25 protein-coding genes and 2 pseudogenes are annotated in these 24,765 nt (G+C 61.6%); 8 read left to right on the plus strand and 19 right to left on the minus strand.

The genetic code is table 11. The annotated features are described in order from the left end of the window. Positions 1-96 (plus strand): annotated as a pseudogene (locus tag ACR9ZQ_RS41585) (LysR family transcriptional regulator); the annotation flags it as partial. Between the two features lie 27 nt (positions 97-123). Here ACR9ZQ_RS41585 and ACR9ZQ_RS41590 read toward each other — a convergent pair. Both ACR9ZQ_RS41590 and ACR9ZQ_RS41595 read right to left on the minus strand, forming a co-directional pair. Continuing rightward, positions 124-642, minus strand: coding sequence for a YidB family protein (locus ACR9ZQ_RS41590; RefSeq protein ID WP_310381031.1), 519 nt, complete (start codon positions 640-642; stop codon positions 124-126). Between the two features lie 15 nt (positions 643-657). Next, positions 658-984, minus strand: a complete 327-nt coding sequence (locus ACR9ZQ_RS41595) for a hypothetical protein (protein WP_310381034.1) — start codon at positions 982-984, stop codon at positions 658-660. Between the two features lie 100 nt (positions 985-1,084). On the opposite strand from ACR9ZQ_RS41595, the pseudogene ACR9ZQ_RS41600 reads away from it, so the two are divergent. From ACR9ZQ_RS41600 to ACR9ZQ_RS41620, 5 genes and pseudogenes are all read left to right on the plus strand, one after another. Then, positions 1,085-1,651 (plus strand): annotated as a pseudogene (locus ACR9ZQ_RS41600) (ATP-binding cassette domain-containing protein); the annotation flags it as partial. A gap of 12 nt (positions 1,652-1,663) precedes the next feature. Then, on the plus strand, positions 1,664-1,789 hold the full coding sequence (locus ACR9ZQ_RS41605; RefSeq protein ID WP_481430907.1) for a hypothetical protein: 126 nt from the start codon (positions 1,664-1,666) through the stop codon (positions 1,787-1,789). A 269-nt stretch (positions 1,790-2,058) separates the two neighbouring features. Beyond that, positions 2,059-3,060, plus strand: a complete 1,002-nt coding sequence (gene nuoH, locus ACR9ZQ_RS41610; protein ID WP_310381038.1) for an NADH-quinone oxidoreductase subunit NuoH — start codon at positions 2,059-2,061, stop codon at positions 3,058-3,060. A 10-nt stretch (positions 3,061-3,070) separates the two neighbouring features. Further along, positions 3,071-3,637: an NADH-quinone oxidoreductase subunit I gene (locus ACR9ZQ_RS41615; RefSeq protein WP_310381040.1), complete on the plus strand. Its 567-nt coding sequence runs from the start codon at positions 3,071-3,073 to the stop codon at positions 3,635-3,637. A 45-nt stretch (positions 3,638-3,682) separates the two neighbouring features. Continuing rightward, on the plus strand, positions 3,683-4,123 hold the full coding sequence (locus tag ACR9ZQ_RS41620; protein ID WP_037108634.1) for a CBS domain-containing protein: 441 nt from the start codon (positions 3,683-3,685) through the stop codon (positions 4,121-4,123). 75 nt (positions 4,124-4,198) lie between these two features. Here ACR9ZQ_RS41620 and nuoG read toward each other — a convergent pair whose 3' ends face one another. The 14 genes from nuoG to ACR9ZQ_RS41690 form a co-directional block, all read right to left on the minus strand. Continuing rightward, positions 4,199-6,778, minus strand: coding sequence for an NADH-quinone oxidoreductase subunit NuoG (nuoG, locus tag ACR9ZQ_RS41625; RefSeq protein ID WP_481430908.1), 2,580 nt, complete (start codon positions 6,776-6,778; stop codon positions 4,199-4,201). A 32-nt stretch (positions 6,779-6,810) separates the two neighbouring features. Next, positions 6,811-8,076: an NADH-quinone oxidoreductase subunit NuoF gene (nuoF, locus tag ACR9ZQ_RS41630; protein WP_481430909.1), complete on the minus strand. Its 1,266-nt coding sequence runs from the start codon at positions 8,074-8,076 to the stop codon at positions 6,811-6,813. A 4-nt stretch (positions 8,077-8,080) separates the two neighbouring features. After that, positions 8,081-8,590 (minus strand): NADH-quinone oxidoreductase subunit NuoE, encoded by a 510-nt coding sequence (gene nuoE / locus ACR9ZQ_RS41635; protein ID WP_310381049.1) that lies wholly within the window; start codon positions 8,588-8,590, stop codon positions 8,081-8,083. A 16-nt stretch (positions 8,591-8,606) separates the two neighbouring features. Further along, positions 8,607-9,821 (minus strand): NADH dehydrogenase (quinone) subunit D, encoded by a 1,215-nt coding sequence (nuoD, locus tag ACR9ZQ_RS41640; protein ID WP_481430910.1) that lies wholly within the window; start codon positions 9,819-9,821, stop codon positions 8,607-8,609. Between the two features lie 28 nt (positions 9,822-9,849). Continuing rightward, positions 9,850-10,386: an NADH-quinone oxidoreductase subunit C gene (locus ACR9ZQ_RS41645; RefSeq protein WP_310381055.1), complete on the minus strand. Its 537-nt coding sequence runs from the start codon at positions 10,384-10,386 to the stop codon at positions 9,850-9,852. Continuing rightward, on the minus strand, positions 10,383-10,886 hold the full coding sequence (locus tag ACR9ZQ_RS41650; RefSeq protein WP_003582024.1) for a NuoB/complex I 20 kDa subunit family protein: 504 nt from the start codon (positions 10,884-10,886) through the stop codon (positions 10,383-10,385). Before ACR9ZQ_RS41650 ends, ACR9ZQ_RS41645 begins: the two co-directional genes overlap by 4 nt. Further along, positions 10,874-11,239 carry an NADH-quinone oxidoreductase subunit A gene (locus ACR9ZQ_RS41655; protein WP_037071608.1) on the minus strand — a complete coding sequence of 122 codons (366 nt, stop codon included), beginning with the start codon at positions 11,237-11,239 and terminating at the stop codon, positions 10,874-10,876. The genes ACR9ZQ_RS41650 and ACR9ZQ_RS41655 overlap by 13 nt, the downstream gene beginning before the upstream one ends. A 128-nt stretch (positions 11,240-11,367) precedes the next feature. Beyond that, positions 11,368-12,807 carry an NADH-quinone oxidoreductase subunit N gene (locus tag ACR9ZQ_RS41660; protein WP_310381090.1) on the minus strand — a complete coding sequence of 480 codons (1,440 nt, stop codon included), beginning with the start codon at positions 12,805-12,807 and terminating at the stop codon, positions 11,368-11,370. After that, the gene (locus ACR9ZQ_RS41665; protein ID WP_481430911.1) at positions 12,804-14,276 is read right to left on the minus strand and encodes an NADH-quinone oxidoreductase subunit M; all 1,473 of its coding nucleotides are present in this window, start codon (positions 14,274-14,276) and stop codon (positions 12,804-12,806) included. Before ACR9ZQ_RS41665 ends, ACR9ZQ_RS41660 begins: the two co-directional genes overlap by 4 nt. A gap of 8 nt (positions 14,277-14,284) precedes the next feature. Then, positions 14,285-16,060 (minus strand): Na(+)/H(+) antiporter subunit D, encoded by a 1,776-nt coding sequence (locus ACR9ZQ_RS41670; protein ID WP_481430912.1) that lies wholly within the window; start codon positions 16,058-16,060, stop codon positions 14,285-14,287. Beyond that, positions 16,053-16,307 carry a hypothetical protein gene (locus tag ACR9ZQ_RS41675; protein ID WP_481430913.1) on the minus strand — a complete coding sequence of 85 codons (255 nt, stop codon included), beginning with the start codon at positions 16,305-16,307 and terminating at the stop codon, positions 16,053-16,055. The genes ACR9ZQ_RS41670 and ACR9ZQ_RS41675 overlap by 8 nt, the downstream gene beginning before the upstream one ends. Continuing rightward, complete coding sequence (locus ACR9ZQ_RS41680; protein WP_481430914.1) at positions 16,304-17,770, minus strand: monovalent cation/H+ antiporter subunit D family protein; 1,467 nt, start codon at positions 17,768-17,770, stop codon at positions 16,304-16,306. Before ACR9ZQ_RS41680 ends, ACR9ZQ_RS41675 begins: the two co-directional genes overlap by 4 nt. Before the next feature lie 5 nt (positions 17,771-17,775). Beyond that, complete coding sequence (gene nuoK, locus ACR9ZQ_RS41685) at positions 17,776-18,078, minus strand: NADH-quinone oxidoreductase subunit NuoK (RefSeq protein ID WP_310381107.1); 303 nt, start codon at positions 18,076-18,078, stop codon at positions 17,776-17,778. After that, positions 18,078-18,578, minus strand: coding sequence for an NADH-quinone oxidoreductase subunit J (locus ACR9ZQ_RS41690; protein WP_481430915.1), 501 nt, complete (start codon positions 18,576-18,578; stop codon positions 18,078-18,080). Before ACR9ZQ_RS41690 ends, nuoK begins: the two co-directional genes overlap by 1 nt. 287 nt (positions 18,579-18,865) lie before the next feature. Here ACR9ZQ_RS41690 and ACR9ZQ_RS41695 point away from each other — a divergent pair, with 287 nt between their 5' ends. Next, positions 18,866-19,795: a substrate-binding domain-containing protein gene (locus ACR9ZQ_RS41695; RefSeq protein ID WP_481430916.1), complete on the plus strand. Its 930-nt coding sequence runs from the start codon at positions 18,866-18,868 to the stop codon at positions 19,793-19,795. 16 nt (positions 19,796-19,811) lie between these two features. After that, positions 19,812-21,956: a methyl-accepting chemotaxis protein gene (locus ACR9ZQ_RS41700; protein ID WP_481430917.1), complete on the plus strand. Its 2,145-nt coding sequence runs from the start codon at positions 19,812-19,814 to the stop codon at positions 21,954-21,956. A 131-nt stretch (positions 21,957-22,087) separates the two neighbouring features. On the opposite strand, the gene ACR9ZQ_RS41705 is transcribed toward ACR9ZQ_RS41700, so the two are convergent. From ACR9ZQ_RS41705 to ACR9ZQ_RS41715, 3 genes are all read right to left on the minus strand, one after another. Further along, positions 22,088-22,765, minus strand: a complete 678-nt coding sequence (locus ACR9ZQ_RS41705) for a DUF1028 domain-containing protein (RefSeq protein WP_481430918.1) — start codon at positions 22,763-22,765, stop codon at positions 22,088-22,090. Positions 22,766-22,852: 87 nt separating this feature from the next. Next, positions 22,853-23,266 (minus strand): RidA family protein, encoded by a 414-nt coding sequence (locus ACR9ZQ_RS41710; protein WP_481430919.1) that lies wholly within the window; start codon positions 23,264-23,266, stop codon positions 22,853-22,855. A 49-nt stretch (positions 23,267-23,315) separates the two neighbouring features. Continuing rightward, on the minus strand, positions 23,316-24,566 hold the full coding sequence (locus ACR9ZQ_RS41715) for a flavin-containing monooxygenase (protein ID WP_481430920.1): 1,251 nt from the start codon (positions 24,564-24,566) through the stop codon (positions 23,316-23,318). Between the last annotated feature and the right edge of the window lie 199 nt (positions 24,567-24,765).

Raw genomic sequence — 24,765 nt, forward strand, 5'->3', positions numbered from 1 at the left:
AGGCCGGTAGAGAATATCGGCTCCTTGCGCTTCTTCTCGATTGCCCACGAGCGCTATCTGCTGGCCGTCGCCAAGGGACGCTTGCTGTCGCGCAAGAGCATCTCCACGTGGCATCGACGCCGACTAGATCGATGTCTGTCCTCGTGACGTATTGTTGCTGGCAGAGGACAGAAAATTATCCTCGGCACTGGGGACTTGGCCATTAGGGGTGAGGTCGTCGACCGCCTTGGGAAGGTCGCGGCTCAAACGGGCGAGAATTTCTTCTCGAGAGAGCCCTGTCTTGGCAGCCAACTCGTCTAAGGTCTCGGCGCCCAGCGCTTGCTCGAGTTCGCCATCGTTGATCTCCGCATTAGGGCCGGGCTTGACCCAGGACTCCGCTTTTTCGCCCTGGCCGTTTTGCTGGAAGGTCTTCAGGAGATCGCCCAGTCCCCCGCTGAGGATGCCCCCCGCGGTGAGACCGCCGAGAAGGTCTCCAAAGCCGCCGGGCCTGACGCCTCCCTGATCGTCGCTTGGTTGCGGGGCTGACGCTCCGTCACGCTGCCGGTCTTGCAGCCCCCGCAGAAATTCGCCGATCTTGTCTCTGTTCTGGTACCCGGCAACTGCGAGAACGCCGAGTAGGGCCTTCATAGGTCCGCTCATCATAGTTATTTCTCCTGGCTAGATTTCGGGGCATCCCCGACGGTTTGCGAAGATCATCCGATCCGGACCTCGTCTGGTGAACCCTTCGACGACTATGCTTCGAGGTGTCACCCGGACGACCTGTGCTCTGCGGAGCCCTTCGCCTCGCGCAATGTCAAGGGCCTCCCGAGGAGGGCAGCCTCGTGGCCGCCGGTCGTAGCGTTCATATTGATCACGGTCGTAGACGCCGATGCCTCCGGGGCCTACGCGCAGTTCCAGATTCTGAGTTGACGCGATCGTCGGGAGGACTGTCAGCCCGGACATGGCCGCCATACCTACGAGCACGAACTGAAGCGTTTTCTGCATTGTCTATTCCTCCGAGCATGCAAGCCTTTGAAGAGCACAACATCGATGCGCGGTTTTTGTTCCTCCATCGAGCGGCGTTGAGGCGCTGTCTGACTTTGGACAGCCCCGCGTCACTCATGGCCTCGCGACGGCTTCGCAAGCCCGCCAACGTGTCGGCGATCTCTTGGAACGTGTCGGCCTTGCAGCTTCGATGGCGGATCGTTTTCCGCACGAGTTTTCCGGCGGCCAGCGCCGGCGCGTCTGCATCGCGCGTGCGCTCGCGCTGGAGCCAAAGCTTCTGATCGCCGACGAATCCGTTTCCGCGCTCGATGTCTCCGTGAAGGCGCAGGTGATCAACCTGATGCTCGACCTGCAGGAAAAATACGGCCTCGGTTATCTCTTCATTAGCCATGACATGGCGGCGGTCGAGCGCATCAGCCATCGGGTGGCGGTCACGTATCTCGCCGAAATCGTCGAGACCGGCCCGCGCCAGGCTGTGTTCGAAAACCCGCAGCACGAATATACCAAGCGCCTGATGGCGGCGGTGCCGATCGCCGGTCCGTCACGCCGGCAGCCGCGACGGATCTCCGACGCCGAGATCAAGAGCCCGTTCCGCGCTGCAGATTATGTGCCGCCGAAGCGCACCTACGAACAAGCCGGTGACGGCCACTTCGTTCAGGTGGCCTGAAAAGGATACGTCGTGATCGTCACCTTTGGCTCCATCAATGTCGACTTCGTCTACTCGGTCACAAAGCTGCCTCAGCTGGACCAGACGCTGATGGCCAAAACGTTTCGTACCAAAGCCGGCGGCAAAGGCGCAAACTAGGCATCGGCGGCGGCTCGTAACGGCGCCGAGGTGGTACAACCACCGCTTTGTCCGCAAATGGCGCAAAGCCAGAGACGCGCATCGAACCACTTGTCTCAAACATCCTGAGCCGGACACATCATAGCCAGCAGCGACTTAACTGTGATGGCATTGTATGCGGTGTGTCGCCGTTGTACCATGTAGCCCGACGGTTGCGCATAGTGCTCGATGTATAGCCGGAGCCAAAGTCCGGTCGCATGTTTCAACCCGATGAATAAGTGGCGCGGATCATGGAACTTATCGTCGCCCTTGGCCTGATTGTCTTCAAGGTCGCGTTTCTGATTGCGATCCTGCTGCTGCTGCCGTTGCCGTTAACCTGGGTGGAACGCAAGATCGCCGGGCACATCCAGCAGCGGATGGGGCCGATGCGCGTCGGGTGGCACGGGCTGCTGCAGCCGGTGGCGGACGGAATTAAGCTCTTAACCAAGGAGGACCACATCCCGGCCGAGGCCGATCGCTTCCTGTTCAAACTGGCGCCAATCCTGGCGCTCACCCCGCCCTTTGTGGTGTTCGTCGCGATCCCCTTCGGCGAAAGCATCTCGGTCCTCGGCGCCGAGATCACGCTTTACGTCTCCAACATGAATGTGGCGTTACTCTTCGTCTTTGCGGTGATCGGGATCGAGGTCTATGGCGTGATCTTCGGTGGCTGGGCCGCTAACAGCAAATACGCGGTCCTCGGCAGCCTCAGGACCTGCGCGCAGATGATCAGCTACGAGATTCCGATGGGGTTTGCGGTGATCGGGGTGGTCATGTTGGCGCAATCCATGAGCCTGCTCGACATCGTGCGGGCCCAGACCGATGTCTGGAACATCGTCTACCAGCCGGTCGGCTTCTTCGTGTTCTTCGTCGCCGGATTGGCCGAAGCGCAGCGTATTCCCTTCGATCTTTCGGAAGCGGAGGGAGATCTCGGGGCCGGCTTCCATACCGAGTACAGCGGTATCCGCTTTGCGTTTTTCATGGTCAGCGAATATGCCATCGTGTTGCTGGTATCGGTCCTGGTGGTGATCCTGTTTTTCGGCGGCTGGAACGGTGTGCTAATCCCCTTGCCACCACTCCTCTGGTTTGTGCTCAAGGTCGCATTCTTCGTCTACGTGTTTATCTGGGTCCGCTTCACTTTCCCCCGCTACCGCTACGACCAACTGATGGCGATCGGATGGAAAGTCTTGCTTCCTCTGTCGATGGCGAACATAATTATAACCGGTGTACTTTTAGGGGCCGTAGCGGCTCCGTAGCGAGGCGGCGATGTCGCGCGCGCAGGACAGAGTTGGAACATGGATTGGCTGGGCGTTCTTCGCCGATCTGGCGAATGCGTTGGCTTTGACCTTCGGCTACCTGTTCTCCAGAACCGTAACCATGCAATATCCGGACACGGAAAAATGGCTACCCTACTCACGCTATCGCGGGCATCACTTCCTGACGCGTGATGAAGAGGGCGAGATCAAGTGCGTGGCCTGCGAACTCTGCGCGCGGATCTGTCCCTGCGACTGTATCGAAGTCGTTCCCTACGAGGACGAGAAGGGCAACCGGCACCCGGCAAAATTTGAGATTGACACGGCTCGCTGCCTGTTCTGCGGGCTGTGCGAGGACGCCTGCCCAGCGGATGCAATCGCGCTTGGCCAGCAGTACGAATTTTCGAGTTTTTCCTCGCGTGACCTGGTGATCGGGCGCGACGACCTGCTCGCCAAGCCGGGCAAGGCTGAAACCGGCGGCGGCGTGGTCGCTGCGCGCCTGAATACACAGAAGGACGTGCTCGTCGAGACGAAAGAGATGCAGGGCTACAATTGGTGGCGGAATATCCGGCGAACGTGAACGCGCGCCATCCGTCAAGCCGGAGCGCGCAGACAGGAGGCTCAGATGCTTGTCGGCGAAATCATGAAGAACAAGGGTGTCGGTGTCATCGCTGTCGCTCCCGATCAGACGATGGTGGAAGTCTTGAGGCTGTTTCGCGACAACAATATCGGCTTCGTCGTCGTCAGCCAATCGAACGACGAATACCTGGGTTCGCTATCGGAGCGGGATTGCTGCAATGCGGTGGCGGAATACGGGGCCGAGGCGGTGATGATGCCGGTCGCGGATGTCATGAACCGCAATGTGGCGACCTGTTCGACACGGGATTTGCTACCCGTCGCGATGGGGATCATGACCCAGCGGCGTACGCGTCATGTGCTGGTCATGGATGGAGGCGACGTTGTCGGTGTGGTCAGTGTCGGCGACGTGGTTAAACACAGGCTCGACGAAGCGCAGCGCACAGAGCAGGATCTGCAGGATTACATCTGCGGGACCAGGTATCACTGACGTCGCCAACTTGATGTGAAGGCGCTGGGGCAGGGCAGCTTGCCGGGTGGCCCGCGGCGCGGCGATCCCAAATCTTCAGACCCCACGCCAGATCCGGCTCGTGCGGTCGACCTCAAGAGTGGCATGCACCTTGTGGACCTCCACCGGGCATGGGTATTCGCCCCGCCGCATCAAGCCGTTGAGACGCAAGGCTCGATAGTTTTCCGGAACGAAGACGAGGCCCTTGGGAAACCGCCTGTCGACCTTGAGCTGCGCCGTCAGTTCGCCCTGGGCGGAACGCACAATGACCTGATCGCCATCTAAAAGGCCAAGCTGCGCGGTATCCTGCGCGCTCATCGCGACATAGGGATCATTGGCGACCGTGTTTAAGATGTCCGACCGTTCGGAAAGATATCCGTTGTGGAACAGGCAGTCGCCGGTGATCAACATGAGCCGGTCGGCTTCCGCCGGGACGGACGGCGGCGCAAAGAACCTGGCCACAGGTGGCGTCGGCACCGCCTTGGTAAATGCGCCGTCGGCGCCAAGCCCGTCCTGTCTCAATCCCTGATAGGCCGGAACCAGCCGTGCAATCTCGTCGAAAATTTCGCCTTGCGTCGACGGCCGCAGTGCCTGGTTGCGGAGCGCTGCGACGAAGTCGAAGATCGCCAGATTGCTCCGCGCCTCGAAGGCGGGTTCGCGGAATTTGCGGACCGTCTGGGTCCGGCCCTCGTTGTTGGTGAACGTGCCGGTTTCCTCGCCGTAACCTGCCGCAGGCAGGACGACCTCGGCAAGGCCCGCCGTATCCGTGAGGAAGGCGTCCTGCACGATCAGGAGATCGGCGGCGCCAAGCGCGCGCGTCACGAAATCCCTGTCGGGATAGGCGATCAGGGGGTCGGTTCCGACGATGTAGAGGGCGCCCATCCGCCCGCCGACGCAGAGCTCCAGAATGGCGTCGAGATCCGCGCCGGGTTCAGGCGGGATTTCGGCGCCCCAGTCCCGCGCAAGACTTGTGCGCGCCACATCGTCGGCGACCGCCCGCAGCCCCGGCAGAGCGGCCGGCAGGACTCCCATGTCCCAGGCGCCCATCTGGTTGGCGCGGTCGAAGAGGAACTGCATTGCCAGGCCCTTGCCGAGCAGGCGCAGAACCTGCAGCAGGTTATTGATCTGCTGCAGCGTCGCGCGCGCTTCGGGTGATCTCAGGAGGTCGACGCTGACAAGCAGGGTGACGCTACGGCCTTCCCTGAGCGCCGCGGCCAGACGATCCGGCCCGTCAATGCCGGTTTCCGCCGCCGGCTTGCCGATTGTCGCGGCGATGCCTGCAAGAACGTCGTCCGGCAAGGCCTGACCAACAGCCGCTGCGAGACCGGCCACCACTGCCGCAAGGCTCGCCGCTTCTCCGCCCGGCAGCACGCGAACCACCACCCTGGCATCGGCATCCAGACGGGATGGCCGCGCCGAGAGCATGAGCAATCCGGTCTGCCGCCGCCGCACGCCATCCCGCAGCAGGTATTCGGTGACCGGGTTCTCCTCGGTGACATTGCCGCCGACGACGAGCACGCAGTCGTTGCCGATCACGTCGTCCAGCGGTGCACGGCTGTTGAAGGCTGCCAGTAGCGGGCCGAGCGTTTCGAAGGGCGTGGACCAGCGTGACGAGCAATCAATGTTGTTGGTCCGGAATGCCGTCCGCATCAGCTTCTGAAACTGATAGAGCATCTCGTTGGGGAGGCGAGGCGAGGCCAGCCCGCCGGCAGCCTTGCCCTCGACGCCCGATAGCCGCCGGCGCAGGTAGTCCCCAGCCTCATCCCAGGAAACCGGAACCAGGGCGCCATCACGACGGATCATCGGTCGCTTGATCCGGTCCCGGCTCGCGACGAAATCGAGGCCGAAGCGTCCCCGGACGCAGAGCGTTTCGCGGTTGACCCCCTCGTCCCATTTCGAGCGCACCCGCATGAACTCGCCCTTACGTGTGCCCACCGTCAGCTGGCAACCGGTGCCACAATGCGGGCAGACCGTGTCGGTCTCAGTGAGATCCCAAGGCCGCGCCTTGTAGCGATAGGGGAAGCTCATCAGCGCGCCGACCGGGCAGACCTCGACGCAATTGCCGCACTGGTCACAAGCCGCGAGGCTGCCCTCGAAGCCGGTGACGGCGGTATCCATGCCTTTTTCGATTGTGCCGAGGGCGACCGCGCCGACGACCTCCTCACACATCCGGACACAGCGCTGGCACTGGATGCAGCGGTTGACGTTCATGATGATGACCGGGCTCAGACGAATGTCCTCGGAGTGGAACACACGCTTGTCATCGCGGAATCGGCTCTCGCGGGGCCCGTAGGCCATCACCATGTTCTGAAGCTCGCATTCGCCGCCCTTGTCGCAGATCGGACAATCGAGGGGGTGGTTGGCGAGCAGCATATCGAGCATGGAAGAGCGCGTTTCCTCGATCAGAGCTGTGTTCGCCCGCACCACCATACCCTCGGTGACGGCGGTGGCGCAGGACGGCTGCAGCCGCCGCTGCCCCTCGATCTCCACCAGGCACATGCGGCAGGAGGCCAGCGGCGGCAGACGCTTCAGATAGCAGAAGGTCGGGATATCGATGCCCAAACGCTGGGCGGCCTGCAGCACTGTCGAGCCAGCCTCAACTTCCAGCGTTTGTCCATCGATCGTAATGCTAACCATGCTTCCTCGCAGTCCTGTCGCAGCACACGCCTTCAGTGAAAAGGACACCTGCGGTCCTCGATATGGGCAACGAACTCATCGCGAAAATGGCCGAGTGCCGCCCGCAACCCCATCGCCGCCCCGTCACCCAAGGCACAAAACGTATTGCCGAAAATGCCTTTGCAGAGCATCTCCAGCTGCTCCAGATCACCGGGCGCACCTTCGCCGGCCTCGATCCGGCGCAGGACCTTCACGACCCAGTTCAATCCTTCCCGGCATGGCGTGCACTTGCCGCAGGACTCATGATGGAAGAATTCGATGATCCGGGTGGCGACCTTGACCATGCAGGTCGAGTTGTCGATGACGATAACGCCAGCCGAACCGAGCATCGAGCCGGCGGCAGCCAGCGAGTTGAAATCCATCCTCACCTCCAGCCCGTGCTCCGGTATGACCGGCGCTGAGACCCCGCCCGGGATCACCGCCTTGATTCTGCGTCCCGGCAGCGCGCCGCCGGCGTGGTTCTCGACCAGTTCGCGCAGCGGTATGCCCATCGGCAACTCATAGAGGCCGGGTTTGCGCACCTGTCCACTGAGGCAGTAGAGCTTCGGGCCGGGGCTCTTGTCCGGGCCGATGCCCCGAAACCAGTCCGACCCCCGTATGACGATATGCGGCACGCAAGCGAGCGTCTCGACATTGTTGATCACGGTCGGGCTGGCGTAGAGCCCGGCCACGGCCGGAAATGGCGGCTTCAATCGCGGTTGCGCCCGCTTGCCCTCGAGCGACTCGAGCATCGCAGTCTCCTCGCCGCAGATATAGGCGCCGGCGCCGCAGTGGATATGTACGGCGAAATTGAAATCGGAGCCCAGAATGCGCTTTCCGAGATAGCCCTTTGCGTGTGCCTCGGCGATCGCCTGCTCCAGACGACGGGTCGCCGTCACATATTCTCCGCGAATGTAGACATAGGCGGTTTCTGCCCCAATCGCATATGCACTGACCGCCAGCCCCTCGATCAGTTGATGCGGGTCGCGCTCCATGATGATCCGGTCCTTGAACGTGCCTGGCTCGCCCTCATCGGCGTTGCAGCACAGATATGTCGGCTTGCCGGTGCGCTTCGGCACGAAACCCCATTTCATGCCCGTTGGGAATCCGGCACCGCCGCGACCGCGCAGGTTGGACCGTTTGACGAGGTCGACAACCTCGTCAGGCGTGTACGCGCGCAGCGCCTTTTCCAGCGCCTGGTAGCCGCCGCCAGCCTCGTAGGTCGACACCAAATGACTGTCGGCCACATCGACATTTTTGAGAAGAACCGGCTCGAACATGGCGCTACTCCCCCGGCAGCCGCGCGGAGGCGTGCTCGACGCTCGGCGCTCCCACTGTCGCCCGCAGGCTGCCCAACAGTGCGTTTATCCGCGCCACATCAAGGTTGGCGTGGTAATCGTCGCCGACTTGCATCACCGGAGCCATCTCGCAGGCGCCGAGGCATTCGACGGTCGAAAGCGTGAACAGCCCGTCCGGGGTGGTGTCGCCTTTCCTGATCCCCAGCACCGTTTCCAGGTGGTTTAGCAGCTCCTCTGATCCGCACAGCATGCAGGAAACATTGTTACAGAGCTGCAGGTGGAACATCCCCACCGGCTCGGTGTGGAAAAGGGTGTAGAAAGTCGCCAACTCGTAGACCCAGATCCGCTCGACCTTGAGAATGTCGGCGACCTCTTCCAACACCGGCCCAGGCAGATGGCCATGTTCTTCCTGCGCGATCAGCAGCGCGGGCATGATCGCAGAACGCTGGTCGGGATAGCGCGCCGCCGCCTCTTGGATCTTTTCGCGCATGGTCATCGCATTCAAATCCTTGCTACTTGTCCACCTCCGCCATCACAGGGTCGAGGCTGCCGAGCACGGCGATCATGTCCGCCAGATAGCGGGCGTTGGTGACCCCGAAGAGAGCCTGAAGATTGACGAACGAGGGTGCCCGCACCTTCATGCGGAACGGTTTTGGCGACCCGTCGCTGATGATGTAGAAGCCAAGCTCGCCCTTTGGCGCCTCGATCGCTGAATAGACCTCGCCCTTCGGCACCTTGAAGCCGTAGGCAGACAGGTCGAAATGCTGGATCAGCGCCTCCATCGAGCAGTGCACCCGATCCTTGTTGAGCGGGAAGGCGATTGTCGGATTGTCGATCTGGAACGGGCCCTCAGGCATCTGGTCGATGCATTGTTCGATGATCCTCATGCTTTCGCGCATCTCGTCGACGCGGCATCGCCAGCGTGCATAGCAATCGCCCTCGTTACGGGTGATGACGTTGAAATCGAGCCGGTCGTAGATCTCGTAGGGCTCATCGCGCCGGATGTCCCAGTCGACACCGGAAGCACGCAGGTTCGGGCCGCTGAGGCCGAGATCGACAGCATCTTCGGCAGAGATCACGCCGATCCCCTTCGTGCGATTGAGAAACACCCGGTTATCTTCGAGCAGTCGCTCATAGTCGCGGATCCGGTTCGGGAAGATGTCGCAAAACTCCCGGATCTTCGGGAAGAACCCGTCAAGCAGGTCCTCGCGCACCCCGCCGACCCGGCAGAAGGACGTGTGCATGCGCGCACCGGTGATCATTTCCAGGAGGTCCATGATCATTTCGCGCTCGCGCATGACGTAAAGCAGCGCGGTCATGGCGCCGAGATCCATCGGCAGCGCGCCGGTGATCAGGAGGTGACCGGAGATCCGTGCCAGCTCGGCCATCATCACGCGGATATATTGCGCTCGGATCGGTGCTTCTATGCCGAGGAGTTTCTCCACCGCCAGCGCGAAGGCCAGGTTGTTCGAGGGCGGACAGAGATAGTCGAGCCGGTCCGTCAGCGGGAAAATCTGGGTATAGGTGAAGCTCTCCGCCAGTTTTTCGGTGCCGCGATGAAGGTAGCCGATATGCGGATCGACGCGCTCGACGAACTCGCCGTCCAGTTGGAGGACGAGCCGAAGAACCCCATGCGTGCTGGGGTGCTGCGGACCGAGGTTGAGAAGCACTTCCCTGGTATTGAGCGCTTCGCCCTCAGGCCTGCTGAGCTCGGTGACTTCGGTCATCTCAACGTTCCGGCGTAGAACGGCCTCCTTACGGAATGTCCCTGGTGGCAAGGTCGGGCTGCGTTGGCGGCGGACCTTCGGCACCGAAGGGGTTCAACTGGTCCTTATAGCCCCTTAAGGGGAAATCCTTGCGCTGGGGAAAGCCCTCGAAGCCTTCCCACATGTAGATCCGGCGCAGATCGGGATGTCCCTGGAACCGGATGCCATACATGTCCCAGGCCTCACGCTCATGCCAGTTGGCGGTGCGCCAGACCCCCGTGACCGAAGGCACTTCAGGAGGATCGCCAAGCCGGCACTTGATGCGGACCCGCCACCTGTTGGGCAGCGAATAAAGATGGTAGACCGCCTCGAACCGCGGCATTTCGGGATAGTGATCAACCCCGCAAATGTCCGAGAGGAAGTTGAATTGCAGCGCCGGATGCTCTTTCAGGAACCGGCAGAACTCGACGATCCCTCCGGGCGGAACGGCAAAGGCGTCGATACCGTGCGCAGTGCCGAGGTCCTCGATTGTTTCTCCGAAGCGCTCCATGATCGGAGCGCGATTGAGGGAGGGCTGCGCACTCATGACGCTATGACCCGATCCAGAGGTGTGCCGGCGAGCGCCCGGGATCTCTTGATCTTTTCTTGAAGCAGGAGGAAGCCGTGCATCAGCGCCTCGGGCCGGGGCGGACAGCCAGGCACATGCACATCGACGGGCACGAAGGTTTCCGATCCCTGCACCACGGCATAGGTGTTGTAGACCCCGCCCGAAATAGCGCAGGTGCCCATGGCGATCACCCAGCGCGGTTCCGGCATCTGGTCATAGAGCCGCCGCACGACGGGCGCGAATTTCCGGGTCACGGTGCCGGCGATGATCATGACGTCGGATTGTCTCGGCGAAGGGCGGAACACCACGCCGAACCGGTCGAGATCGTAGCGGGCGCAACCGGCCGAGATCATCTCGATGGCGCAGCAGGCAATGCCGAAGGTCTCCGGCCACAGCGCCGATCTCCGGCTCCAACTGATGATGCTGTCAGCCGTGGTGAACAGCACGCTGTCGCGGATCGCGTTGTTTACGCCTCCCATTCCAGCGCTCCTTTCAGCCAGGCGTAGGCGAAGCCCACGAGAAGCAGCACCATGAAGACGATCATCTCGATATAGCCGACCAGCCCGATCTCTTTCAGGACGACGGCCCAGGGAAAGAGGAACATCGCTTCGACATCGAAAACGACCAGCAGGATCGCGAGGATAAAGAACGGCACCCTGAAGCGGCCCGCCGCCGCCTCGCCCGCTGCATCCATGCCGCATTCATAGGGCATATTCTTGGCGGGGTAGGGATTGGATGGGCGCAGCAGCGAGGAAACGAACAACGTCACCCCGACCACCAGAACGACTCCGGCGACCATGAAAAGAACGGGCAAGAATTCCATTGCAGTCATATCACTGCACCGGTTGCCCACCGACCTCATCCCGAACCGGTAAATCGGTCCGCCGCGGCGCGACTTGGGCAATCCTTCCTCCGCGTTCAAGTCTATTCCGTCGGTGTGATCATTGCAAATCCAATCGCTCACCCACCAAAGACCGATCCTTGGGCAAGCTTCAGAAACCACGACGGAAACAGGCCAATGCCGATGGTGCCGGCGGCGGTGACGGCGAGTGTCGCACCCACCAGAGGCGTCAGCGCCGGGGCGAAGGCCCTCTTCGGCTCGCGCATGTAAATCACCATGACGATGCGGATGTAGAAATAGGCGGCGACGGCGCTGAGCAGCACTGCGATTACCGCCAGCATGACGAAACCACGCTCGACGAGGGCGACCAGCACGTAAAACTTGGCGAAGAACCCGGCCGTCGGCGGAATGCCGGCCAGCGAGAAGAGATAGAGCAGCATCAGAAGCGCCAGCCCCGGATGTGACTTGGCGAAACCCGCATAGTCTTCGATGACCTCGCCCGAGAAATCGCCGTTCCGCATCATGATGACGGCGGCGAAAATGCCGAGATTCATGAAAGCGTAGATCAGCAGATAGAGCATCACGCTGGCGATCCCATCGGCACCGCCGGCGGCCACGCCGAAAATGGCGAAGCCGGCATGGGCGATGCTGGAATAGGCCAGGAGACGCTTGAAATTATCCTGGACCAGCGCCACGAAGCTGCCGAGCGCCATGGTCACCACCGCAATGACGGCGAGGATGATCCAGACGTCCGAGGCTGCGACCAGAGGGTTGAGGAACACCCGCAGGATCACCGCGAACCCCGCCGCCTTGGGGCCTACCGACATGAAGGCGGTGATCGTCGTCGGCGCGCCTTCATAGACGTCCGGCAGCCACATATGGAAGGGAACCGCGCCGACCTTGAAGACCAGCCCCGCGACGATGAAGACCACCGCCAGCAACAATCCGGGATCGAGCCGATCGCCGGTCACGGCCGCAGCCATCCCGTCCAATTGCGTTGTGCCTGTGAGCCCGTAGACCAGCGAAACGCCGTAAAGGAAAATCCCGGTCGAGACCGCGCCAAGGATTACGTATTTCAGTGCTGCTTCGTTCGACCGCCGCTCACGCCGCAGGAAACCGGTCAGCACATAGGTGCAAATCACCATCAGTTCGATGCCCACATAGATCGACAGGAGATCGGTCGCCGAGGCCATGATCATCATGCCCGAAAGCGCAAAGAGCAGCAGGACATAGTATTCGCTGCTGCCGATCCCTTCGATATCGGCATATTTTCGCGAAAGGAGGAATGTCAGAACGGTGGCCAAGTAGAAGACGAACTTGAAGAAGACCGCGAAGCGGTCGGCGAGGAACATGCCCGTGTAGGCCGGCCGCACCTCGCTCGCCAGCATGAGTGTCGCCAAGGCGGCAATCAACACGACCGCGACCGACGCCCAGACAAGGAAATGTTCCTGTCCCTTTCGCACAAACTGTCCCAGGATCAGCAGGATGCAGGCGCCAGTGATCACCACGATCTCGGGCAGGCTCGCCAGGGCCGACTGGAAAAGCGTGGCGGCGGTCATGGGCCGCTCCCCCTACTTTGCACCTGCGTCAGCAGATGCTTCACCGAGGCATCGATGACGTTGAGAAAGGGTTTCGGATAGAGCCCAACCCAAAGTACGAAGACGGCCAGCGGCAGGATCGCAGCCATCTCACGTGCGTTCACGTCGCGTATCGTCAACCCGGCGACGCTGGTCGGGCCGAGCGCGACTTTCCCATACATGCCAAGCAGATAGGCAGCCCCCAGCAACGCGCCCAAAACGGCGGCCGAGCCGGCGACCAGGTTGGCGGCAAACCCGCCTGACAGCACCAGCAACTCGCCGACGAACGAATTCGTTCCCGGCAGCGCCATCGACGACAGGGTAAACAGTGCCAGAAACGTGGTGTAGACCGGCGCCACTTTCATCAGCCCGCCATAGTCGGCGATGCTGCGGGTATGGGTCCGCTCGTAAATCAGCCCGACGAAGAGGAATAGGGCGCCTGTCGTCACGCCATGATTGAACATCTGCAGGATACCGCCCTCGAGCCCACGGAGGTTCAGCGCAAAAATCCCGAGCGTCACGAAGCCCATGTGGCTGATGCTGGAATAGGCGACCAGCTTCTTCAGATCGTCCTGCGCCAGCGCGAGCAACCCGCCATAGACGATCGCAAGCACCGAAAGCGCCAGCATCAGCGTCGAATAATACATCGATGCCTCCGGCAGCATCGGCAGCGAGAACCGCAGGAATCCGTAGGCGCCCATCTTCAGGAGCACGCCGGCGAGGATAATGCTGCCCGCCGTCGGCGCCTGCACATGGGCGTCCGGCAGCCAGGTATGGACCGGCACCATCGGCACCTTGACCGCAAAAGCGATCAGGAAGGCGAAGAACAGCCAGGACTGGATCCGAAACGGCAAGTCCTGCTCTGTCAAAGCGAGGATATCGAAGGTCCTGCCACCGTAGAAATAGAGCACGATGACACCGATCAGGAATAGGAGGCTGCCCGCCAGCGTGTAGAGGAAAAACTTGATCGCCGCATAGACCCGACCCTCGCCGCCCCAGACGCCGATGATGAGGTACATCGGGATCAGCATAGCCTCCCAAAAGACGTAGAAGAGGAACAGATCGAGCGCGCAGAAGACCCCGAGCATCAGCGCCTGCATGGAGAGCAGGCAGATCATGAATTCCTTCACCTTGCGGTCGATCGCGACCCAGGAGGCGAGCACGCAGATCGACCCCAACAGTGCGGTCAGGAAGACGAAGAGCGCGCTGATTCCGTCGATGCCAAGCGCATAATTGATCCCGAGCGCGGGCACCCACGGGCGCGTTTCGGTGAACTGCATGGCATGGGTCGTGGTGTCGAAGCCGACCAGCATGGCGATGCAGAGAGCAAGGTCGAGGACGGTGAAAGAGAGCGCAGTCCACCGCGCCGCATCGTCAGCGCGCAGGAACATCAGAACCGCGGCCCCGGCGACCGGTGTGAATATGATGAGGCTCAGCAGCGGGAAGCCCATGGCACCCCCTACCGCCACGCCACGACGAAGACGACGGTGGCTGCGATCAGACCGACGACCATCGCCAGCACGTAATGGGTCACGACACCCGTCTGGAGCCGCCTGAGCCGTCCGCCGCTCTGCAGGATCGAGTGGGCGACGCCGTTCACGACGGCATCCACGCCGGCAAGATCGAGCCGGAGTCCTGCCCGCGCGGCGCCGTGCAGCAAGGGCATCGCTGCGGTCTCGGAGACATTGCTCACCACCTGCTCATAGCGCGCCAGCGGCCTTTCGGCGAGCCACATGAAGGCCCGCGCACCCTTGCGGTAAAACCAGTCGGTGTCGAGGCTGATCGTGTTCTCGGGATCGAGCGCCCAGAGGAAAAGCACGAACCCCAGGGCGGTGAACATCAGCAGGCCGAGGCTCTCCATGACATGCGAGCCCGTATAGGGTTCGAAATCCACCGGATAGGGCAGAAGCGCATAAAGCGGCTGGGGGAACACGCCGATCGCAATGCAGAGTATTGCCGCCATGCCCATGGCAATCAGCATGTTGCTCGGCGGCTCCCGCGCCTCCAGTTTCCGGTCCGTCCCGAAGAACATGTAATAGGGCAGCTTGAGGCCGGTGTGCAGGAACGTCCCGGACGATGCCATCGTCAGCGCCAGCACCACCAGCGCGCGGTGATCCGCTCCTGCAGCCGCTATCACCATCGATTTGGTGACGAAACCCGAGAAGAACGGGAAGGCCGAGATCGCCAAGGCGCCGACCATGTAAAGCGCCACGGTCAGCGGCATGGTCTTGTAAAGCCCGCCGAGCTCGGTGAGCTTGCGTCGGCCGGTGACGTAGATGACTGCCCCGGCACCCATGAACAGCAGCGCCTTATAGAGGATATGCGCGAAGGCGTGGCTGGCGGCTCCATTCACCGCCATTTCGGTCCCGATGCCGATACCCGCGATCATATAGCCCACCTGGCTGACGATGTGATAGGCGAGAAGCCGCCGGCAATCGTTCTCCAGCACCGCGTAGATGACGCCGTAGAGCGCCATGATGGTGCCGAGCCAGACCAGGAGCTCGGTCCCCGGAAACGCCCGCGCCAGCACATAGACGGCGGTCTTGGTGGTAAACGCGCTCATGAACACCGCCCCGGTGACGGTCGCCTCCGGATAGGCATCGGTCAGCCAGGCATTGAGCGGCGGCACGGCCGCGTTGAGGATGAAGCCGGCGAGGATCAGGTAGTCGCCGCCCCCCATTCCCCCGTTGGTGAGGTCCCCCGCGATCGGACCGAAAAGCAGTGAACCGGTGGCGAGCCCGTGGGAAATGATGCCGCCGAGCAGGACGACGCCGCCGGTGATATGGACCATGAGATAGCGGAAGCCGGCCCGGATCGCCGGCCCACCACGCTGCGCAAAGACCAGATAGGCGGAAGCGAATGCCATGCCCTCCCAGAACAGGTAGAGGGTCAGATAGTCACCGGCAAACACCACGCCAAGCGCGCTGCCGACATAGACGAATGCCGCTACGTGCTGGCCGGCATCCGTCAGGTGCAGCGCGTAGACCATGCCGATCAGCGCCATGATGGTGAAAACGGTGGCGAAGACGATGCTGAGCTTGTCCACCTTCGCAATCAGGACCTCCTGCCCGATGAACCGCGCTTCACCATAGCTGCCCGGCTCCATCGCAAGTACGGCAAGGATCGCCAGCGCAGGGATCAGAAGCAGATAGGCCTTGCGGATCGACCCGCTGAGGAACGGGATCGGCAGGGCGCCAAGAATAAAGAGCAGAGCCGGATGGATGAAGTCAGTCATAATAGTCCTCGCGCCGCATCAGCCCGACCCGATGGCCGAGAAACTTGGAAACGAAGATAAGCAGGACGCAGGAAACGAAGCCGTAGACGGCCGACCAACCCGGCAGGCTGTCCCACAGATATTCGGCATGTTCGCGCAAGACCAGAAAGTCGGCGAGGACGATCAGGACGAGCACGAGGTAGAACAGTCGGCGTCGCGGCCTCGCATATTGCTCGTCACCAAAGAAGTCGACGACACGCTTGATCATCGGATCACTCCGTCTGCCAGGGTGAGAAAATAGCCCGGGAAAATGCCCATCAGCACCGACAGGATCGCCGTTGCGACCAATGGAATCGTGACCAACGGAATTTCACGGACCGTGGTCCGGCTCTCCTCTTTCCTCTCCGCCTGGAAGAAGGCGGCATAGCTGACCGGCAGGAAATAGGCGGCGTTCAGGATCGAACTCACCAGGAGCACGACCAGGAACGCGGTCTCTCCTGCCGCCACGGCGCCCTCCGCCAGATACCACTTGCTGACGAAGCCGGCAGTGGGCGGCACGCCAATCATGCTGAGCGAGGCGACGAAGAATGCTCCCATCGTCCAGGGCAGCCTGCGGCCGATACCGGCCATGTCGCTGATGTTACGCTTGCCCGACGCGCAATAGATCGACCCGGCGCAGAAAAAGAGCGTGATCTTGGAGAATGCGTGCGCCGCGATGTGGATAATCCCGCCGACCATCGCGACCGGCGACAACAGAACCGCGCCCAGCACGATGTAGGAGAGCTGGCTGACCGTCGAATAGGCGAGCCTGGCCTTCAGGTCGTCTCGCGTCAGGGCGTAAACCGATGCCATCAGGATCGTGAACGAAGCCAGATAGGCCGTGGCGATGCCGAGGCCGAGCCCGCCCACTAGTTCCGTGCCGAAGACATGGAACACCACCCGCAGCACGCAGAACACGCCCATCTTGACCACTGCCACTGCATGCAAAAGCGCGCTGACCGGTGTCGGCGCGACCATCGCGGCGGGCAGCCAGGCGTGCATCGGCATTACGGCGGCCTTGGCGAAGCCGAAAAGATAGCAGAAATAGACGACCGTCAGCAGCGCCGCCGAGGCATTGCTCCCCGCCAGCAGTCCCCCCGCGACAAAGTCGAGCGATCCCGCAATATGATAGGTCAGCGCCAGTGCGGCGAGCAGCGCGCTTTTCGAGGCACCCATCAGATAGACGAGGTACTTGCGGCTGCCCCGCCATCCCTCTTCGTCCTCGTGGTGGTAGACGAGCGGATAGGTAACGAGGCTGAGCACTTCGTAGAAGATCACCAGCGTAAACAGATTGGCGGCGAAGGCGCCCCCGGCGGCGGCCGCAAGACTGCTGGCGAAGCAGGCGAAGAACCGGGTCTGCGCATGCTCGTTCAGATGCCGCATGTAGCCGATGGAATAGATCGCCGCCACGATCCACAGCAGCGACGAGACGGTGGCAAACACCATGCCGAGCGCATCGACCCGGAAAGCAAAGTCGATCCCCGGTAGAATCTCGAACAGGCGCAATTCGACCGTCCCGCCCGCCAGCACCGTGGGCGCCATCGACACGACAATCGCGAACATGGCGATCGCGGCCAACGGCGAGACCAGATCGCGAAGTCTCTCGCGGTTGTTCAAAAGGAGAACTGCAAGGGCCGCCAGACCGGCGACGGTGATGGCAAGCAACGGCCGGATCGATACAACCGGGTCCAAAGCCGCTATCCTTTCATCACCGTCACGTCGTCGACCTTGAGGGTGGATTTGTTCCTCACGAGGGCGACCAGGATACCGAGGGCGACGGCAACCTCTGCCGCGGTGATTGCGATGACGAAGATCGCGAAGATCTGCCCGCGGAAATCGGCATGGTAACGCCCGAAAGCGATGAAATTGATGTTGACCGAGTTGAGCAGCAGCTCCAGCGACATCAGTACGACGAGAATATTGCGCCTGAGCAGCACGCCCGCCGCTCCGATCACGAACAGGGCCACTCCGAGCACAATGTACCACCAGAGCGGAACCATCACCCCTGCTCCTTCCGCGCCAGGATGATGGCGCCGACCAGGGCCGCCAGCAGGATTACGGAGGCGGTTTCAAACGGTAGGAGATAGTCGGCGAAAAGTGCCGTGCTAAGCTGCCTGACCTCATCGCCGCCGCCCATGGCGACGGGCTCCATGAGCGAAAAGCGGTCGCTCCAGAGCACCAGCACGAGCATCTCGACCCCGAGCAGGACGAGCAGTACCAGAGCCGGTAGGTTGCCGCCCGGCAAGAACCGCTGCAACACCACTTCGCGCACATCGATCATCATGATCACGAACAGGAACAGGACCATGATCGCGCCGACATAGACGAAGATCTGGATGACCGCGAGCAGCGGTGCCTCGAGCAAGACGAAGATTGCCGAGACCTGCAGGAAACACGCCATCAGCGCCAATGCGCTGTGAACCGGATTGCGCGCCAGGACCACCGTCAGGGCCGTGATCACGGATACCGCAGCGAACAGAAGAAAAAACCCCTGATCCATCGACGCCGACCCTCCGACGCGAACTGCCACTCGGCGCGAGACGGCCGGATTTGAGACTGCGCCGCAACTTCAGATGCCTTCGGAAATTGTGCCCTAGTATCGGATTTTTCACAAGATTATTGTCATCGGGCAGCAAAACTAGGCCAGTCCGGATGTGGCGAAGGCCGCTCTCTCCATAGCGCCACAGCAAGCGGGGAAATTTCCCTGTCCACCTCTCTGCGAATGCAAGGTAAAATTTACCAAGATTTGTAACGATCCGACCCTATCCAAATCGCGGAGGGAATTTAGTGAAGACTGCCACGCTCGCATCCATAGCCTTGGCGATGTCGATCTCCGCCGCCGGCGCCCAGACAATCGGCGTCTCGATGTCCGATCTCGACAAATTCAGAACGGCGCTGCTGAACGGCGTCGTCACCCACGGGCAGACGATATCAGGACTCAAGCTCGTCACCGAAAATGCCAAGGGCGACAATGAGCTGCAGAAGAAGCAGGTCCAGAAGCTCATTGCCGACAAGGTCGACGCCATTATCCTTGCCGTCTCCGATGGCGACCTCGGGCCGCAAATGACCAAGATGGCGGCAGACTCGGGCATTCCGCTGGTCTACATCAACAACGTTCCCTCCAACCTGCTCGACCTGCCGGAAAATCAGGTGGTGGTCGCCTCCAACGAGAAGGAGTCAGGGACGCTCCAAACGAAGCAGGTCTGCGCGCTCCTCAAGGGCAAGGGCCGCGTCGTCGTGCTGATGGGCGAACCCTTCCACGCGGCCGCCCGTGCCCGCACCCAGGACATATCGGACGTCATCGCCACGCCGGAATGCAAGGGCCTCGAGATCGTCGAGCGGCAGGCCGCCTATTGGTCGCGCGATTATGCCGATCAGCAGATGCAAGAATGGCTGGCGGCCGGCGTCAAGTTCGACGCTGTCATCGCCAACAATGATGAGATGGCGCTCGGCGCGATCCGCGCCATGAAGAAGGCCGGTATGACGATGAAGGACGTCGTCACCGCCGGGGTCGATGCGACCGACGACGCGCTTGCCGCGATGGCAGCCGGCGATCTCGACGTCACCATTCTTCAGAGCGCTGTCGGGCAGGGTGCGACCGCTGTCGACGCTGCCGTGAAGCTCGCCAACAAGGAGAAGGTGCCGCGCGAAAACAACGTTCCCTTCGAACTCGTGACGCCCGAGAACATCACCAAATATTTGCCGAAGAGCCAGTGAGCATAAGAGGCCAATCATGTTGCATTTCTGGAATAAATTCGGCATCCGCGCGCAGATCACCTCAGGCTTCGTACCGCTGATCCTGTTGATGAGCCTTCTTACCGTCAGCGCGATCTCCGGCATGAACGGGCTTGCTGCCATCTTCACCTCTTATCGCGCCACGGCAGGCCAGAGCCTCGCCATCTCCGATTACAGCGACAGACTGCACGAGATCCAGATGTCAGCGGAAGCCTTCCGCTCCACGCCGACGCAGGCCGTCGTCGACAGCTTCCGCGCCGGCGTCAAAGCCTTCGAGGCGGGCGATCCGCGTTTTGCAGATAACAAGGACCTGCAGTCCGGTCTTGCGACAATCCGCCAGGACATTGCCGCCTATGGCAATGCGTTCGAACAGATTGTCGCCCTTCAGGCCCGACGTGACATGCTGATTTCCAAGGTCACCGAATTCGGACCCTGGACCAGCATCGCACTCAACGACGTCATGCGCAGCGCCTGGCGCCAGAATGACGTGGCCCTGCAGCACATGACGGCAGAGACGCTGGAGGCCTTGAACCGCAGCCTCTATTTTTCCGAGCGTTTCGTGCATTCGGACGATTTCGCCGCCTATGATACGGCGCAGGCAGCGCTCGCCGAGGCGGTGGCGCTCAACGATGCCGCCGCCAAGGCGGTGAAGAACGAGCTGCAGAAGAAGCGCCTGATGGGCGCCGGCCAGCTCATGCAGAATTACACTGCCCGTCTCAGCGATTTGAAGGAAGTACTGCAGGCATCCGGCAATATCCGTCAGACGCAGCTCAACGTGCTCGCGCCGAAGATATCGGGTGAGTTCAAGGATCTGCAGGAGAGCGTGACCGGCGCGCAGAAGAACCTGGACGGTTCAGTCGAAGCAACCGTCGCCTCCGCGACCAGCACGACGCTGGTCATCAGTGGCCTGTTGATCGTCATCGGCCTCCTGCTCTCCTATCTCGTCGGCCGACTGATTGCCTCCGCCGTTCGCGGCATGGCGCAGTCCATGGAGCGGCTTGCCCGGGGCGACGACACCATCGTGATCAAGGGCGTCGAGCATCGTCACGAGCTCGGCGCCATGGCGCGTTCGCTGAAGGTCTTCCAGGAGACCGGTCGCGCCAAACTGATCGCCGAGGCCAATGCCGAGCGCGCCCGCCTCGCCGCCGAAGAAGAGCGGCTGCGCCAGGAAGCCGAGCGCCTCAGCGATGCACAGGTGATGGAGCATGCCTTCCGCCAGATTTCGGTCGGCCTGGATGCGCTCTCGAAGGGCGATCTCTCGGTCCGCGTCGGCGAAGTCGACCACCGATACGTCAGGATCCGCGATCACTTCAACAACTCGGTGGCAAGCCTGGAAGAAGCAATCGGTTCCGTTATTCGCGCGGTCACGACCATTCGGTCAGGCCTTGCGGAAATCTCCACCGCCTCTAACGATCTCGCCCGCCGTACCGAGCAGCAGGCCGCTTCGTTGGAAGAAACGGTCGCGGCGCTCAGTGATGTCACCCGCGGCCTCAACGGAACGGCGGAGGGCGCCAGCCGCGCCCAGGCTGTCGTGGCGACGGCCCGCACCAACGCCGAAAAGGGTGGGGAGATCGTCTCCCGCGCCATCGCCGCAATGACGGAAATCCAGAACTCCTCGTCGAAGATCGGCAACATCATTGGCGTCATCGACGAGATCGCCTTCCAGACCAACCTGCTGGCGCTGAATGCCGGCGTCGAAGCCGCACGCGCCGGTGAGGCCGGCAAGGGCTTTGCCGTCGTCGCCCAGGAAGTGCGCGAACTCGCCCAGCGCTCGGCCAATGCGGCAAGAGAGATCAAGGAACTCATCTCCACCTCCTCGATGCAGGTCAAGACGGGCGTCGAACTGGTCGGCGAATCCGGTGTTTCGCTCGAACAGATCGTCGAGCAGGTGACCGCGATGAATGCGACGGTCGCCGAGATCGCGGTGGCCGCCCGCGAGCAGGCCACAAGCCTGCGCGAGGTCTCGGCCGCCGGCGACCAGATGGACAAGGTGACCCAGCAAAACGCCGCGATGGTCGAACAGACCACGGCTGCAGCTCAGAGTCTGACGCAGGAAACTGAGAACCTAGCGGAATTGCTGTACCGGTTCCGGACAAGCAGCGCTCACATCTCAGAAAATCGGCATTATGCGATGGCATCGTGACGCGTTCGATCGCTCCTGAGGCACACGTAAAGGCGCAAGGCTGAACCCAGGCAGAAGCCGCACGCATGTCGGATCTAATCCGTCACAAGAACTGTGTCTTTGGTCTGGACGGCATTCGACAGGAGAGCCGGTCACTCATCGCCAGGCACGCCGTATGACGGAGCAGCCAGCGGGTTGAGTGCTCGTGTCACGTAATCTGCAGCTTGTGGTTTATAGATTTCCCATGCGTGGGCTACTGCTGATATTGGGCAGCCCTCATCAAGCCAGTCGATCCGTAGTTCGGCATAAGGCCAGGATTCATTGTCGACGATAAGCAGGCCTGCCGAATGGACCGAGCCGGCTTCGCCGCCCGCATCAACGGCCGCCTTGAGCGCCGCGATCAGCCGGTCTCCCAAAGCACCCGTCGCTGCCTCGAACGTGTCGACCATCGCCTTCGGCACGCCGTCGTTTGCCAGCAAGTTGCCGGCCGCAATGCACTGATGACCGGTGAATGACGTCCAGATCCCGAGAGCGTTGGTGCCGGAATGAATGGCCGTCCTGCCTTCCGCATCCACTGCCAGCAACTGGCGATAGTCTGGAAAATCATCGCTCTGTCGCGCCGCAGCGACGGCATCTGCCGCGCTCGCGCCGTTTGCAAGTTCCTCGATCATTTTTGGGCCAAGTGCTGGATTGGTGACATTCTGCGTCGCAACCGCGCCGATGCCGGCGCGAGCCCAGGCGCACCGCGCGGCCACAGCAGGAGAAGATGACGAAATCGCGACGCCGAGCTGGCCGGTCTGTTCACAACGAGCGGCGATGGAGAAGGTCATGGGAACTCCTGTGTCAGGACAGTGGGATATTGTTTTCGTCAGGGGTTGGTCTCGGCGAGCGACGAGACCAATGTTATCGCTCAGATATTAGTCCGGAATGACGGCCGTCGCGTCGATCTCGACGAGCCATTCCGGTCTGGCCAGCGCCACCACGACGAGGCCGGTGCAGACCGGGTGAACGCCCTTGATGTATTCGCCCATGGTCCGGTACACCGCCTGACGGTGGCGCACGTCGGTCAGATAGACAACCAGCTTGGTAACATGCTCCATCTGGCCGCCGGATTCCTGTACCAATTGGCGGATGTTCTGCATGACTTTGTGGGTCTGCTCGACCGGGTCACGGCTTTCGATGTTCTTGGCGGTGTCGAGATCCTGCGGGCACTGGCCGCGCAGGAAGATCATCGTGCCGCGGGCAACAACGGCCTGGCAGAGGTCGTTGTCGAGGTTCTGCTCCGGGTAGGTTTCTTTGGTATTAAACGGGCGAATGCGCGTATGTGCCATTCTCTTCTCCATAGGATTGTTCATGCAAAATGCCGGCGCACTGCCTTGATCAGCTCCTGGGCGCATAGGCGAGATAATTGTCCTGGATCAGGATGTGGTCAGCCACGTGTTTCGCGTCGTGCCAGACGCCCCAGATGAAGCTGGACCCTCGCCCGGACAGCCACGGAAGGCCAAGGAAATAGATTCCCTTTTCCGCGGAAACGCCGCGCTGATGCTTGGGGCGACCGGCATCGTCGAAAGCGTTCACCTTCAGCCAGCTGTAATCGGAGACGAAGCCTGTTGCCCAGATGATCGTTGTGACACCTGCATCCTGCAAGTTCAGTTCCTTCAGCGGGTTCATCACGCAGTCGACTTGCGGCCCAAGCATGCGCGCATCCGGTTCCTTCGGCAGATCGAGGCCGTTGCGCGTCACGAAGGCATCGGCCTCGTCGAGCAGCGCCAGATAGTTCCGGTCGCCGTGATCGAGATTGCGGGCGAGATCGTCGGCAAAGAACAGAGATCCGTCACTGTAAGCGCCGGTCATGCCGACAAGCACCATGCCTTGCGCTGCCAGGCGGCGGAAATCGATCGTCTTGCCGCCGCCCGCACCACTAACGGCAATGGTCACGTGCTCGGAGCCGGGGGCCTGCGCTTGTGCATCCCATTTTCCGAGAATGCCGAGCCACCAGACGAAGTCGCGGCCGCGATAGGCCCGGGGAGGGCGGTCGTGCGGGCCGACGGAAAGGTAGACCTTGCGTCCCGAAAGCATCAGTTCCTCGGCGATCTGGACACCTGACGAGCCGGCGCCGACCACCAGCACGGCGCCCTCCGCAAGTTGGGAAGGATTGCGATAATCGCTCGAATGCATCTGCATAATACCGGCGTCTGCAGGTACTATGGGCGGAATGCTCGGGCTTTGGAACGGTCCGGTGGCGGCGATGACATTGAGGGCTTCGATCACGCCATCCGATGTTTCGACGCGAAAGCCGGGGCGGTCTTCAAGTCGTTCGACTTTGGTCACGTCGACGCCGCAGCGGATCGGCGCCTTGTGCATCTCGGCATAGGCTTCGAAATAATCGGCGACGCCGTCCTTGGGCACGAAGCCATCCGGATCGCCGGGAAAGTTCATGCCGGGAAAGCGATCGTGCCAGGCGGGGCCATTGGCAACGAGCGAATCCCAGCGCATCGAACGCCAGCGTTCGGCGATGCGTCCGCGTTCAAGGACGATATAGTCGATGCCATTGCGACTGAGATGCTCGCTCATCGCCACACCAGCCTGGCCGGCTCCGACAACCAGCGTATGGATCTTCTCGACTGACATGCACTCGCCCTTTTCTGTTTCGCCACGACCCGCCGATCGGCGTCAGCTATCGTTCCGCTCTAGCGAACGGTTGGCATTCGGAAAATTACGATTTGCTGCAGCATTGGTTAGGATTGCCGAAAGCAGAGCGCGGGAGAACATTTACATTTTAGCAAATGGCAAATATTAAGCTGACCTCCGTAGCCTTCGCATTGGCATG

It is taken from the genome of Rhizobium sp. KNZ14-9A, from assembly GCF_056755015.1.

Bases quoted from the DNA above. Each gene is read 5' to 3' on its own strand.
- ACR9ZQ_RS41590 (WP_310381031.1), bottom strand. From the start codon at position 642: ATGATGAGCGGACCTATGAAGGCCCTACTCGGCGTTCTCGCAGTTGCC.
- ACR9ZQ_RS41595 (WP_310381034.1), bottom strand. From the start codon at position 984: ATGCAGAAAACGCTTCAGTTCGTGCTCGTAGGTATGGCGGCCATGTCC.
- nuoH (WP_310381038.1), top strand. From the start codon at position 2,059: ATGGAACTTATCGTCGCCCTTGGCCTGATTGTCTTCAAGGTCGCGTTT.
- ACR9ZQ_RS41615 (WP_310381040.1), top strand. From the start codon at position 3,071: ATGTCGCGCGCGCAGGACAGAGTTGGAACATGGATTGGCTGGGCGTTC.
- ACR9ZQ_RS41620 (WP_037108634.1), top strand. From the start codon at position 3,683: ATGCTTGTCGGCGAAATCATGAAGAACAAGGGTGTCGGTGTCATCGCT.
- nuoG (WP_481430908.1), bottom strand. From the start codon at position 6,778: ATGGTTAGCATTACGATCGATGGACAAACGCTGGAAGTTGAGGCTGGC.
- nuoF (WP_481430909.1), bottom strand. From the start codon at position 8,076: ATGTTCGAGCCGGTTCTTCTCAAAAATGTCGATGTGGCCGACAGTCAT.
- nuoE (WP_310381049.1), bottom strand. From the start codon at position 8,590: ATGACCATGCGCGAAAAGATCCAAGAGGCGGCGGCGCGCTATCCCGAC.
- nuoD (WP_481430910.1), bottom strand. From the start codon at position 9,821: ATGACCGAAGTCACCGAGCTCAGCAGGCCTGAGGGCGAAGCGCTCAAT.
- ACR9ZQ_RS41645 (WP_310381055.1), bottom strand. From the start codon at position 10,386: ATGAGTGCGCAGCCCTCCCTCAATCGCGCTCCGATCATGGAGCGCTTC.
- ACR9ZQ_RS41650 (WP_003582024.1), bottom strand. From the start codon at position 10,886: ATGGGAGGCGTAAACAACGCGATCCGCGACAGCGTGCTGTTCACCACG.
- ACR9ZQ_RS41655 (WP_037071608.1), bottom strand. From the start codon at position 11,239: ATGACTGCAATGGAATTCTTGCCCGTTCTTTTCATGGTCGCCGGAGTC.
- ACR9ZQ_RS41660 (WP_310381090.1), bottom strand. From the start codon at position 12,807: ATGACCGCCGCCACGCTTTTCCAGTCGGCCCTGGCGAGCCTGCCCGAG.
- ACR9ZQ_RS41665 (WP_481430911.1), bottom strand. From the start codon at position 14,276: ATGGGCTTCCCGCTGCTGAGCCTCATCATATTCACACCGGTCGCCGGG.
- ACR9ZQ_RS41670 (WP_481430912.1), bottom strand. From the start codon at position 16,060: ATGACTGACTTCATCCATCCGGCTCTGCTCTTTATTCTTGGCGCCCTG.
- ACR9ZQ_RS41675 (WP_481430913.1), bottom strand. From the start codon at position 16,307: ATGATCAAGCGTGTCGTCGACTTCTTTGGTGACGAGCAATATGCGAGG.
- nuoK (WP_310381107.1), bottom strand. From the start codon at position 18,078: ATGGTTCCGCTCTGGTGGTACATTGTGCTCGGAGTGGCCCTGTTCGTG.
- ACR9ZQ_RS41690 (WP_481430915.1), bottom strand. From the start codon at position 18,578: ATGGATCAGGGGTTTTTTCTTCTGTTCGCTGCGGTATCCGTGATCACG.
- ACR9ZQ_RS41700 (WP_481430917.1), top strand. From the start codon at position 19,812: ATGTTGCATTTCTGGAATAAATTCGGCATCCGCGCGCAGATCACCTCA.
- ACR9ZQ_RS41705 (WP_481430918.1), bottom strand. From the start codon at position 22,765: ATGACCTTCTCCATCGCCGCTCGTTGTGAACAGACCGGCCAGCTCGGC.
- ACR9ZQ_RS41710 (WP_481430919.1), bottom strand. From the start codon at position 23,266: ATGGCACATACGCGCATTCGCCCGTTTAATACCAAAGAAACCTACCCG.
- ACR9ZQ_RS41715 (WP_481430920.1), bottom strand. From the start codon at position 24,566: ATGTCAGTCGAGAAGATCCATACGCTGGTTGTCGGAGCCGGCCAGGCT.